The following is a 13,077-nucleotide window of genomic DNA, read 5'->3' as shown; positions in this document are numbered from 1 at the left end:
TATTGTTAATGAGGCGCATCAGCCAAAGCAAAACGGCAAGATTGAACGATTCCACCGCACTGTTAAAAATGAGTTTTTCTGGAAATACTGCGGTTTCTATGATGATATCAACTTGATTGATTACAAATTACAGCAATGGCTGGTATATTACAATGAGCAGCGCCGCCATGGCGGTTATGGCATGAACCGGCTGACGCCGGCGCAAAAAATCGCCGGTTCTTTATTTAATTCTTTATACATAATACCTCTTGAAAAGGTAACCTTGACTATGCAATCGTACATATTTTTAATAATCACTAAAAATGTGTTATAATATCAGCATGGATTTTATATCATGTGTTAATAAGTTTTTATCGCTTATTATTTTTTTGTATTTTTGGTAAATCCCCATGAAAAAAAGAAAAAAAGCCGGTTATTCCAACAAGAAGATCTTCTTAAAGATTTTCTTAACTAAAATTAAATATAAAACCTTGTTCAATAACGGGAGACAGTATTTTGCCGCCATGTTTTTATTTTCCGCAAAACAAGCGCGCCGGCTGGCTAAGCAGGCAAAAAGCGCTGTAAAATGTTGCAAATCAACAATTAAAATTATAGAAACAAAAAATAAAACCGATAAAAGAAAAGAAAGAGCCAAGCCGCGCCTTATTCTGCCGCTCTATTTCGGCTATGCCCTGAGGATTGACTTGATTAAAATCAAGCAGAAGCTATTATGGCCCTTTAAAAAACACTGGCAGCACGTTACAGCCGTTATTTTATTAATTACTCTGATCAGCGCGACAATATTTTTAAATAACCAGCCGGCTGCCAGGGCCGCGACATATACCTGGAATCAAACAAGCTGGTCCGGCGGATTGGATGGAGGAGTTTATCCAGACCACACAAATAATCAGTCCGGCTGGACAAAATATTCGGCCAAAGACGCGGAAATTGACACTGCCACGGCTGGAGAAGTTAAGCTTTCGGTTGCGTCAGGTTCTATGACGCAGACTACGGATACGGATTTTAACGCGGGGACTTTTGCGTCAACTGCTGTATCCGGAACCGGAACAGAAGGAAGCGTGCGGTTAGGTTATGTCGTCATTGCTGGTACTGGCGTTGACGGGACGCTTGATTTATCATTAGGCAGTGGCGCCGGGGGTTGCAATGGCACGGGAATGAGTTGGGCAGGTTCAACGTGCACCATTAATACTACTACAAAAAGTACTTTTAATTTTACAACAATTAATATTCCTTCAGGTACAACTCTAACTTTTACTGGGACAAATTATATTACTCTCTTAGCAACAGGCGCAGTAACGGTGAGCGGGACCGTTTCAGCTAACGGTGGAAATGGTAGTGGTGCTACTGGGGGTATTGGTATAGCAGGTGGCTCAAACGGCGGTAATAGCGATACCTCAGGCGGGGGCGCTGGCGGGGGAGTAGCCGGAGGGTTTGACAAAGCCAGCGGAGGTGCTGGTTTCGGTGGCGCTGGCGGTAGGGGCGGTTGCCTTTCAGATTATAATTGTGGCGCTGGCGGGGTGACTTATGATACAGAAAATTCAGGTGGCTCAGGTGGCGGAGGTGGTGGGTATAACAATTACTATGCTGGCAATGGCGGGGGCGCTGGCGGGGGAAGTATTATCATAAAAAGTGTTGGTATAATAACCATTAATTCAACAGGCGTTATTCAGGCCAACGGTGGCTCTAATCAAACTATTACGAATGGTATGTCGTCAGGCGGCGGTGGTGGTAGTGGAGGCAGAATTAATATTCAAACATTTTATAATGATATTGTTAATAATGGTTCCATTACGGCAAATGGAGGGGCTGGAACGAATGTTTCCTATCCGGGCGGTGGCGGTGGCGGTGGCGGTGGCCGTATCACTATTAAAGCGTTAAATAATATTACAAACAACGGTTTAATCCAATCTTATGGAGAAAAAGGTGGTAATGCTCCGACATGTTCCTCGGGAACTGGCGGTAATGGCGGAGGTGGCGGTGTTTTAAATCTTCAAGATAATGACGGTTTGATTATTGGCACACTTACCGTTTCTGGTGGAGCTGGAGGAGATGGGTGTCTAGCGCAAGACGGAGTAGTAGGCTCTTCTGGTACTGTAACAAAAAGTATTTTGCCAGCTTATCCATATTTTTCCTCCGGCACTTTTGAATCCGCGACCATAGACGTAGGCGCTGCAGGGGATTTTGAGAAGAGTCTCTCCTGGAACCCGACAAGCCAGCCAGCCAATACTACTATGACTATTCAGGTAGCCGCTAACAACGATAACGCAACCTGGAATTATGTTGATTTGGAGAATGTTACAGGAGCAGGGGGAGATATTCCATCCTCTTTGAACAACAACCGTTATCTGCGTTACAAGGTGAGTTTTACCACTTCAGACACATCCGTTACCCCGTCTTTGACAGATATTACCATAGGTTACAATTATTATCCTTTTTCTTCCCAAACCGTAACCTCCTCCGCCTACAACACAGAAAGCTCTTCAAATGTAGTTGCGGGAGTAATTTGGAACGAAGACACCACTCTTCCAACAGGCACGGGCATAACAATTTCTTTGCGCGCTAGCTCCAGTTCCGCTTTGATAGCAACTACGGACTGGACAGAAATAGCTTCAACCACGGCCGCCGGCTATATCACTTCCGTTTGTAGCAAAAATACTACAACAGTAACTTGCACGGCGTCTACGATACCTACAGGAATGAAAGACGGCGCGGGCGACCAATGGATACAGTACAAAGTGGAATTAACATCAACGGGAGCAAACACCCCGACGCTTTCCGATATTGCCTTAACTTATGTCGTTAACGCGCCGCCTGATTTTGAAGCCGCTCCAACAGCGTCTCAAGATAGCGCGGGGTTAGTTAATATTAGCTATTCAGTCAGGGATATTGATACTACAACTGGTTCTTGCGTTAATTGCGTTACTCCCTCATTTGAATATTCGCTTAATAATGGCGGCACATGGACAGCTATTACATCCGGGTTGTCTGCTAACGCCACTACCACAAAAACAGTAGCAGAAGTGAGTTATACCACCCATAATTTAACATGGACAGCTAAAACTCAAATTGACGGGCAATATTCAACTACAGCCAAAATCAAAGTGACAGTTGATGACGTGGATTTGGCCAACAATACAGCCAGCTCAACCACGACCGCCTTTACGTTAGATACGACAGATCCGGCTTCCGCCAGCATAGCCGTGGCTGCCAGCACCACGCTGGCCGCGTTGGCATTATCCGCTTCCGACGACAGTAGCCTGCAAATGAAAATTTCTTTGAACAGCGATTTGAGCGGCGCCAGCTGGCAGGCTTATAATTCAGCATCAACCATTTCTTTGGCGACCGATCCTGATACGGTATACGTCCAGTTTAAAGACGCCTACGGCAACACTTCCAGCATAGTTTCGGCTACAACTCCGGAAACGCCAACCGCGATGATGGTGCAGGACACTTCCAATGTTCAGGAAAGATTGACTGAATACCGCCTTTTTGTCGCCTGGAAAGTGGCGGCTGACCCGGCTCCGGGCTTCAGCCAATACGAGGTTTACCGCTCAACCGATGGAATTAACTATAGCTTGCTTGCCGCGGTTGCCGACAGAGCTACTAATTATTACGGAGATTCCTCGGCTAGTTTTGACACGCTTTATTACTACAAAGTTGCCGTCAAAGACAACAGTAGCAACGTTTCCTATTTGTCCTCGGCGGTCAGCGGCAAGGCCAACGGCGTTCAAGACGCAGGCGAAGGCGGCGGCGGCATCGAAACGACCGCCCCGGCAATTTCCAACGTGGCTACTTCCAGCGTCTATTCCACGCAGGCCACCATCACCTGGGACACCGACGAACTCTCCGATTCCCGAGTGGATTATATCACTTCAACCGGAGGCGATTTTACCGGCGCTCCGTACAAGGGTTCAACTTCAATGCTCAACACCGCCGCTGGCGTGGGGCAACACAGCATTACTTTAACCGGCCTGACTCCGGCTACCGATTATTATTTTCAAGTCAGATCAACCGATGTCAACTCCAACATCGCCACCAGCACATACGGCGTTAATGGCTATATGTTGACCACTCCCTCGGGCCCGATCATCTCGGCCACTTCCACCTCGGATATTAAAAACAGCTCGGCGGTAATTTCCTGGACGACCGACATCGCCGCAAATTCCTACATCGTTTACGCCACCACCACCGCTTTTTCCTACACCACCGAAACGGGCAGCGCTTCTTCGGTAACTTCCCATTCGGTAACTCTAAGCGGCTTAAGCGCCAACACGATTTATTATTATTATATTAAATCAGGAGATTCCATAGACAATAACGCGGGCGAATATTATTCTTTCACCACCACTTCGGACACGACCGCTCCGACAATCACTTTCACCGAAGCGACGGACGCAACAGTGCTTTCCGACACCTCGGCCAGGATCGTCTGGACGACCAGCGAATTGGCTACCTCCACAGTTGAATACGGCCTGGATACAAGCTACGCCAGCTCAACAAGCAATACCAATTTGAATATCAACCAATCAATTACTTTGTCCAGCTTAACTAAGGGCACAACTTATTATTTCCGTCTCAAAAGCTGGGACAGCAACTACAACCTGAGAACGGACGACAATACCGGAGCCGGCTATACTTTAAACACCACCGACAGCGACGACGTAACCGCTCCGACCATAAGCAATGCCAACGCCAATCCGATTATGGATATTAAAGCCGTCATAAACTGGACGACCAATGAAGCCGCTACTAGCAAAGTGGAATACGGCACGACCAGCGGAACTTACACGACCAGTTCCAGCACAACCGCTCTGGACCGCAGCCATGCCGTTATTTTAACCGGCTTGACGCAAAACACAACCTATTATTACCATGTCGTTTCCGCGGATGCCAATTCCAATACCGCCACCAGCGCGGAATACAGCTTTGCCACTCTGGAAACCCTGTCGCAAGAATCAGCGGTAGTCGCCAGAGAAGCGACGGCTTACGCGGAGGGTGAGGATTCCGCTACTCCGACAACGGGAGGCGGCATACTTATGATTGAGAAAATAGTGGAAAAAATAGTGGAAAAATTTGTAAATAGAGAAGGAGAAGAAATTATAGTGGATAAAACTACGCCCGCTATTTCAAAGGTTAACGTAGAATCAACCGGCAGCGATTACGCCGTAATCACATGGAACACTGATGAAAACAGCGACAGCTTTGTGGAATACGGCGCGGACTTAAATTATAATAACTCTTCCTATGGAAAACGCGATAATACCAAGTCTCATAGAATAACCCTTAAGTGGCTTAATTCTTCGGCTATTTATCATTTCCGCGCCACCTCGGCCGATTCCTCAGGCAATGTCGGCGTGTCCGAAGACAAAACGTTTATTACCGCGCTGTTTATTAATGAGTTGACTAACCAAGAAGCAAGGCTGCAGGAATTAACGCAGACGAACCAAGAAAAAGAAAAAGCGCTGGCGGAAAAAGAAAATATTTTAAAGCAAATCGCGGAAAAGGCCATGGACATTTTTAACCGCGCCGCTTCGCAAGTTTCCATAGCCAGCCTGGAGCGGATTTTGTCATTCCAACAGGATTCCATTGACAAACTGGCCAATATCATTCCGGCGCCGGTGATGAGCGGCGAGCCGAAAATCACGGTTGCTCCCAAATCGGCAACCATTGCCTGGCAGACGGATAAAGAAGCGAATTCCCTCGTTGCCATTGCTTCAGCCGGCCAGTATGATCCGGCCAAAGAAAATCCCTATATTCAGGTTACCGGCAATGTTGACGCTAAAACAAAAAATCATTTAGTGACAATCTATAACCTTGAGCCGGAAACCGTTTATCATTACCAACTAAGAAACAAGCCGACAGTCGGGCCTGTTTCCAAATCAAAAGATTTTACCTTTACCACGGAAAAAGAGATTTTGGAAATCCAAAATTATACCGTTAAAAAAGTATCCGGCCAAGAAGCGATTTTCCAATGGGTTACCACCGTTGAATCAAATTCCAAAATTAAGTACATTCCTTACAGGAATAATGTTTTAGCCGTGGATGAAGCCAGAACAGAAACCGATTCGGCTTTTACCACCATCCACGAGATTGCCGTTGATGATTTTGAAGCCGGAGTCGGTTATGAAATAGAGCTGTCAAGCAATGATATTTCAGGCAACACAATCAACAAATTAATACCGACTTTCTTTACCAGCGAAGATGATTTGCCCCCGCTTATTTATCAGGTGCAGACCAATTCGGCCATTTCTCCCGGTAAGGAAGTGAAAGTGCAAACCATTATTTCCTGGCTGACCAACGAGCCGGCCACCACCCGCGTTTATTACCAAAAAGGAATCGGTTCGCAGGATGAATTAACTGAATCAATACAATTGGACAGCAATTACACGAAAAAACATGTGGCGGTAATCACCAAATTTGAGCCAGGTTCGGTTTATAGGTTCAAGGCGGAAAGCATTGATTCCGGCGGCAACGTGGCGCTTTCCAAAGTCTACACCATTTTGATTCCCAGGCAGAAAGAGACGGTTTTCCAAATCATTATGAAGAATATGGAACAAACTTTCGGCTGGGTAAGCAAGTTAAGCCGTTAAAATTTATTTAATAATATAATATTTTTTATGCCGGTAAAGCCGATAATAAATATTAAAAAATTGAATGTGGTATACGGCTTGGGCAAAAGCAATGAGTTTTACGCGTTGAAAAATATAAATTTGGAAATATATCCGGGCGAGTTTGTCATATTTTTCGGCCCCTCGGGTTGCGGGAAGTCAACTTTGCTTTATTCTATCGCGGGATTGGAAACGAACATCCAAGGCGATATTTACGTGGACGATAAAAATTTGTCAAATCTTTCCGATAAAGAAATAGAATCGATCCACCAAATGAAAATTGGCATGATTTTTCAGGCCTATTATTTGATTTCTTCATTGTCTGTTTTTAAAAATGTTATTTTACCCCAGATCGCGATAGGCGCTGATAGCGCGGAAAGAGCGGGAAAAGCGATGAAATTGCTGGAACATTTCGGCGTCAAAGAGCAGGCGGACAAACCGCCGGCCGATTTATCAGGCGGGCAGCAGCAAAGAGTGGCGATCTGCAGAGCTTTAATCAATGATCCGGACATATTATTGGCTGACGAGCCGGTGGGCAATTTGGATTCAAAATCATCCGAAGACGTGTTAAATTTGTTAAAAAATTATAATGAGAAACATAAAAAAACCGTTGTTCTTGTTACTCATAATCCGGCGCACTTGAATTACGCCCATAGGGTTTTTTATATGAAAGATGGAATAATTATTGATACGAAAGCAAACCAGCCGATTAACCAAGAGCTTAATAAAAATAAAGAGGAGCAAGTTACGCTTTCCAAAGAATTGGAATTGCTGGCGAGGACGTACTCAAACATCAGCTCAAATCAATTAGGCAATTTGCTCATTCCTTTTAAAGCCAAACAAATCGTGTCCGAGGCCTTGATTGATATGACAGCGGAAGAGATTGGACAAATTGAGAAAAAAACCGAAGAATTGCTGATTAGAGGAATCAGCGACAGCGGCTTAATAGCGAAATTTTTTGACGCCGATATCAATAAAGGCGGTTTGGGTATGAATAAAAATACCGCGATTAAATTGGCCGATAAAATAAAAAGCATAATAAAAGAAATAAAATTATTGGAAGCCGAAGAAGAAAAAATAAGATTGAAGCAGATTACTGAAAACGACGAGGCAAGCCAGCTGAGGCGCTATCTGCTTGACACTTTTAACATCAGTCTGGCTGATCAAAATTCTTTGAACACGATGAATTCCGCTATCAGAAATAGAATTGAAAATAAAATTGATCGTGAAATATTCCAAAAAACATTGGATATGCCTATTGCCAAAGGCGGGGTTGGATTGGACAAGAGGAGCGCGAGAAAACTGGCTAAAAGGCTGGAATTATTAATATTAGGCAAATATAAATAATTTATGCGCGTTACAGACACATTATCATTATCAACCAGAATGTTTAAAACCAGGCCGATGAGGACCTTTTTGACTATCCTGGGAGTAAGCGTCGGCATCGGCACGGTGTTGTTTTTGGTATCCCTGGGCTATGGCTTGCAGAATGTCATTTTAAACCGGATTACCACGGCCGATTCATTATTGAGCCTGGATGTCAGCCCCGGAACATCGGGTTTGATAAGCTTGGACCAAGAAAGCGTAAATAAAATTTCCCAAATCAAAGAAGTGGTTGAAATCAGTCCGGTGGCGAACTTGTCGGCGCAGATGTCATTGAATAATTTTACCGGAGACAGCTTGGTTTACGCCGTTGATCCTTCTTTTTTTCGCTTAAGCGGCGTTACTCCCCAATACGGCGAAGTTTTTGATAAAGAAAATGGCTGCGAAGCGGTTATTTCTTCAGCCGGGGCCCAGCTGTTCAACTTGGCTCCCAATGAAATTATCGGCAAGAAAATCGCGCTGTCGCTGTTTTTAACCAAGATATCGGAAGAAGGATTTGAAGAAGTGGAAGTTGTTGAGCGCGAAGAAAAATACACAATCAAAGGAGTGGTTGAAGATGAAGACACAAGCTATATCTACATTCCCAACCGGACAATCAGCGATCTGGCGATTGGCAAGTATGATTTGCTGAAAGTTAAAGTTTCGCAAAATGAATATATGGAAAATATCAGAAATGAGATTATTAATTCGGGATTTTTAGTTTCTTCTTTATCGGACACCATTGAGCAAGCCAATAAGATTTTTAAAATAATACAAATAATTTTATCCTTATTCGGCTTAGTCGCCTTGGTTGTTTCGGCAATCGGCATGTTTAACACCATGACCATCGCGCTGCTTGAGAGAATCAATGAAATCGGCATTATGCGCTCAATCGGTTTGACCAAAAAGGATATTAAGCGGTTATTTTTATTTGAGTCGATTATAATGGGTTTTTTAGGCGGCATCGGCGGAATTATTGTCGGTTATTTGGGCGGCGAGATCGCCAATCTTGGCATTAACGCGCTGGCTAAAAATTTTGGCGGCCAGGCCTTTGATTTGTTTTATCGTCCGCTTTGGTTTATGGTTGTTATCGTGGTTTTTTCAACAGTAATCGGTTTTTTGACCGGCGTTTATCCTTCAAAAAGAGCGGCCCGGCTTAATCCTCTGGAAGCGCTAAGGTATAAGTAAGAAAGTTTTTATCTTGACTGAATGATAATATTTAAGCTATACTAAAATCAGTTAAATCATAAATTTTAAATCTAAAATCAAAATATGTCCGTACCAAAAAAGAGACGAACTAAAAGTTCGGTTGGCCAAAGAAGATCCCATCACGCTTTAAAGCCGAAAACTTTAAACAAATGCCCCAAGTGCGGCAAAGCGCTTTTGCCCCATCGCGCCTGCGGCTTTTGCGGTTTTTATAACGGCCGTGAAGTTTTAAAGATTAAAAGCAAAATTAAAAAAGAGAAGAAATAAAAAAGTTAAATTTAAAGTTTGATTGTGGCATAGAAATCACTTTTAACTTTTAACTTTTAACTTTTAACTTTTTTGTATGTCCAATAGACACTTGGCTCGAACGATCGCGATGCAAACTTTGTTTTGTTGGGATTTTAACGGCAAACAGGAAAATGATTTAACGGATATTATCAATCGGAATTTCATCCAATTCGCTCCCATATTTAACGACCACGGCTTTGTTGAAAAAATAATTAAAGAGGTGATTAAAAATTTGCCTGAAATTGACAAGTACATCACCAAATACGCCACGGAATGGCCGTTGGAGCAAATTACCGTAGTTGACCGCAATATTTTGCGCATCGGCGTTTATGAATTGGTTTTTAGCAAAGACATACCGGCTAAAGTCGCCATTAACGAAGCCATTGAAATCGCCAAGACTTTTGGCGGGGAGTCGTCGGGCAAGTTTGTCAACGGGGTTTTGGGGGCGATTTATAAGGATATGGAGAAAAAGTAGGAATGAATAATGAATTAGGAATTATGGAATATGCAAAAAATATATTTAGTATATTAAAATCAAGCCCTAATTCCTGATTCCTGATTCATAATTTATAATCATAGTAAACCGTGGAGAGTGAGTAGAATTTGTTCTGTTTACTGTTTACTGTTTACTGTTTATCACGATGAGAGATTTTTCTAAGTTTGAAAAGCGGCTTGGCGTTAAATTTAAAAATCAAGATTTGCTCGTTAAAGCCGTGGTGCATCGCTCTTATTTGAATGAACATCCTAATTTTAAACTTGGCCACAATGAACGTTTGGAATTCTTGGGCGACGCTGTTTTGGAAATAATTGTTACCGAATATTTATTTTATCATTTTCCCGACACCCAGGAAGGCGATTTGACAAACTGGAGAGCGAGTTTGGTTAACTCTAAGATGCTGGCCGAGGTGGCGAACGAATTAGGATTGGAAGATTATATTTATTTATCAAAGGGGGAGGCAAAGGATAAAAATTCAAAAGCGCGCCAATATATTTTAGCCAACGCGGTTGAGGCCCTGATAGGCGCGATTTATTTGGATCAGGGCACGCGCTCCGCCAAAAAGTTCATTAAGAATGAAATATTGTCTAAGTTTGATTATATTTTATCCCATCAGCTTTATATTGATCCGAAATCAAAGTTTCAGGAAAAGGCGCAGGAGATATTCGGCACCACGCCTCATTATAAAGTTTTATCCGAGAGCGGCCCCGACCACGATAAGATTTTTGAAATCGGCTTATTTTTGGGCGAAGAATTGGTTGCCCGGGGCAAGGGCTCTTCCAAACAGGAGGCGCAAGTTGACGCGGCAAGCAAGGGTTTGAAGAAAAAAAATTGGTAATTTGTTTTATATAAATTATATAATTTCCAAAAATATGAATATTAAAGAACTTTTTAGCGCCGCAGTCAAAAAAGAAGCTTCAGACCTCCATTTAGTCGTGGGGCTGCCTCCGGTGCTGCGCATTGACGGCGAATTGGTTTATATAGAGAGCGAAAAACCGATAGCGCAAAAAGCGATGGAGCAAATGATTTTTTCAATATTAACAGAGGATCAAAAACAAAGATTTATTTCCGAGAGAGAGCTTGATATTAGCTATGAATTAGAAGATAAGTCAAGATTCAGAGTTAATTTGCTTTATGAAAAAAATAATATCGGCTTAGTCGCAAGGGTCATTAACGATAAAATGCCTACGTTAGAAGATATCGGAATGCCTGAAATAGTTTATCAATTGTTAGGCCTTAAGCAAGGGCTTATCCTTATCACGGGGCCTACCGGCTGCGGCAAGTCAACGACTCTTGCCGCTATGGTTAATTATATTAACAATAATCGCTGCTGCCACATCATCACTCTTGAAGATCCGATTGAATATTTATTTAAACCGAAGAAGAGCGTTATTATACAGCGCCAATTAGGAAGTGATATTCAAACATTTGCTAACGGCTTAAAACATGTTTTAAGGCAGGACCCTGACGTGGTTATGGTCGGGGAAATGCGCGATTTGGAAACCGTTGCCACGACCATAACTTTAGCCGAGACCGGGCATTTGGTTTTAGCGACTTTGCATACTTACAGCGCGGCCCAAACCGTTGACCGCATTATTGACATATTCCCGTCGCATCAGCAGAATCAAGTTCGTTTGCAACTGTCTATGGTTTTAGCCAGCGTGATATCCCAGCGCTTATTGCCTAAAATAAAAGGCGGACGCATAGCCGCCCGCGAAATATTGCTTAACACATCGGCGGTCGCTAATTTAATCCGGGAAAATAAAATAGCCCAGATTAGAACCGTAATTGAAACAAGCATTAAGGAAGGAATGGTTAGCATGGACCAGGATTTAAAAAGATTATATGACAATGAGATGATTAACAAGGAGGTCGCGCAGGCCCAGATGGAAAATCCCGAGTTATTGGAGAAAGTTAAAAAATAATTTTTTTATTTTAGATGTCTCGTAATATTAAACAAAAAATGTCATCTTGACATTATTTTTAAGTGCTGTATAATATATAAGCGGTTAAAAAGTTAAATATTTTATGAGTAAAATAATAATTATTAATAAATTTATAAGCGGTTGACGCACTAGCTATTTTTAAGTGTTGCGAAACCGCTTAAAGGCGGTTTTTTGGTTGTATAAATTGGGAATCAGAATTTGGGAGCATAAAAAAGTTTAGAATATGTTTCAAAATGTTGCTTTCCAATCTGAACTTTAACAATTAAATAAATCAAATTAAATAAAATCTTATTTTGCTTTTGCAATTGGCGAAATAAGATAAAACACTTTTGAAATCAAAAGTGTGGGAAAATCTCATTAAGAGTATATGGTGGATGCCCTGACTTAAGAAGACGATGAAGGACGCAGCAGCCTGCGATAAGCCTCGGCGAGGTGGCAAGCAACCTTTGACCCGAGGATTTCCGAATGGGGAAACCCGTCCCGATGAAGTCGGGACGACCGCTGTCTGAACACATAGGACAGTGAGTGGACAACCCGGCGAACTGAAACATCTTAGTAGCCGGAGGAAAAGAGAAAAATATTTATTCCCTGAGTAGTGGCGAGCGAAAGGGGAGGAGTCTAAACCCGTAAAACTGCGATTCAGTTAGCTTTTTGCTATCTGGATTAGAAGGTTCTAGGACCATATGTTTTATTGGAGTTGCAAGATAGTTGCGTTTTCTTCCTAGACAAAGAAAGGTAAAGATACAAATTATAACTTTCCCTAATTGAAGCGAGCTGGAAAGCTCCGCCAGAGCAGGTGATAGCCCTGTAAGTGAAAGGGGTTATAGCTTTACTGCAACATATCTTAAGTACCGCGGGACACGAGAAATCCCGCGGGAATCCAGGTCGACTATGACCTAAGACTAAATACTTCTTAAGATCGATAGCGAACAAGTACCGTGAGGGAAAGGTGAAAAGCATCCCGGTGAGGGAGGTGAAATAGTACCTGAAACCATATACTTACAAGGAGCTGGAGCCCCGGTTTACCGGGGTGACAGCGTGCCTATTGAAGAATGAGCCAACGAGTTTGTTCTATGCGGCTTGGCTAATCTCCGTTTGGAGTGGAGCCATAGTGAAAGCGAGGGTTAATAGCCCGTATATCGGATTTCTGATTTCGTCCCGCATATCGCGG

8 protein-coding genes and 1 rRNA gene are annotated in these 13,077 nt (G+C 43.0%); all 9 read left to right on the top strand.

Features of this window, described 5'->3' with window-relative positions; translation table 11 throughout:
* Window positions 1-313, top strand: a 313-nt coding sequence (locus KKD20_01585) for an integrase core domain-containing protein (protein MBU4331798.1), incomplete at its 5' end; no start/stop codon positions are given.
* A 76-nt stretch (window positions 314-389) separates the two neighbouring features.
* Window positions 390-6,590: a fibronectin type III domain-containing protein gene (locus tag KKD20_01580; GenBank protein MBU4331797.1), complete on the top strand. Its 6,201-nt coding sequence runs from the start codon at window positions 390-392 to the stop codon at window positions 6,588-6,590.
* Window positions 6,591-6,617: 27 nt separating this feature from the next.
* Window positions 6,618-7,955, top strand: coding sequence for an ABC transporter ATP-binding protein (locus tag KKD20_01575; protein MBU4331796.1), 1,338 nt, complete (start codon window positions 6,618-6,620; stop codon window positions 7,953-7,955).
* A gap of 3 nt (window positions 7,956-7,958) precedes the next feature.
* Entirely contained in the window at window positions 7,959-9,158 is a 1,200-nt protein-coding gene (locus KKD20_01570; GenBank protein ID MBU4331795.1) for an ABC transporter permease, read from the top strand.
* 84 nt (window positions 9,159-9,242) lie between these two features.
* Window positions 9,243-9,443 (top strand): 50S ribosomal protein L32, encoded by a 201-nt coding sequence (gene rpmF / locus KKD20_01565; protein ID MBU4331794.1) that lies wholly within the window; start codon window positions 9,243-9,245, stop codon window positions 9,441-9,443.
* Window positions 9,444-9,519: 76 nt separating this feature from the next.
* Entirely contained in the window at window positions 9,520-9,939 is a 420-nt protein-coding gene (gene nusB, locus KKD20_01560; GenBank protein ID MBU4331793.1) for a transcription antitermination factor NusB, read from the top strand.
* 166 nt (window positions 9,940-10,105) lie between these two features.
* Window positions 10,106-10,798, top strand: coding sequence for a ribonuclease III (gene rnc / locus KKD20_01555; protein MBU4331792.1), 693 nt, complete (start codon window positions 10,106-10,108; stop codon window positions 10,796-10,798).
* 34 nt (window positions 10,799-10,832) lie between these two features.
* The gene (locus tag KKD20_01550; protein MBU4331791.1) at window positions 10,833-11,885 is read left to right on the top strand and encodes a type IV pilus twitching motility protein PilT; all 1,053 of its coding nucleotides are present in this window, start codon (window positions 10,833-10,835) and stop codon (window positions 11,883-11,885) included.
* 368 nt (window positions 11,886-12,253) lie between these two features.
* Window positions 12,254-13,077, top strand: a 23S ribosomal RNA gene (locus KKD20_01545); the annotation flags it as partial.

This window comes from Patescibacteria group bacterium (assembly GCA_018896645.1).
Classification (GTDB): Bacteria; Patescibacteriota; Patescibacteriia; order UBA2591; family JABMQE01; genus JAHIMF01.
This window is presented reverse-complemented; position numbering and strand designations above follow the sequence as displayed.

What these genes read in the sequence shown, in the direction of transcription:
- KKD20_01580 (MBU4331797.1), top strand. Translation starts at nt 390, where the DNA reads ATGAAAAAAAGAAAAAAAGCCGGTTATTCCAACAAGAAGATCTTCTTA.
- KKD20_01575 (MBU4331796.1), top strand. Translation starts at nt 6,618, where the DNA reads ATGCCGGTAAAGCCGATAATAAATATTAAAAAATTGAATGTGGTATAC.
- KKD20_01570 (MBU4331795.1), top strand. Translation starts at nt 7,959, where the DNA reads ATGCGCGTTACAGACACATTATCATTATCAACCAGAATGTTTAAAACC.
- rpmF (MBU4331794.1), top strand. Translation starts at nt 9,243, where the DNA reads ATGTCCGTACCAAAAAAGAGACGAACTAAAAGTTCGGTTGGCCAAAGA.
- nusB (MBU4331793.1), top strand. Translation starts at nt 9,520, where the DNA reads ATGTCCAATAGACACTTGGCTCGAACGATCGCGATGCAAACTTTGTTT.
- rnc (MBU4331792.1), top strand. Translation starts at nt 10,106, where the DNA reads ATGAGAGATTTTTCTAAGTTTGAAAAGCGGCTTGGCGTTAAATTTAAA.
- KKD20_01550 (MBU4331791.1), top strand. Translation starts at nt 10,833, where the DNA reads ATGAATATTAAAGAACTTTTTAGCGCCGCAGTCAAAAAAGAAGCTTCA.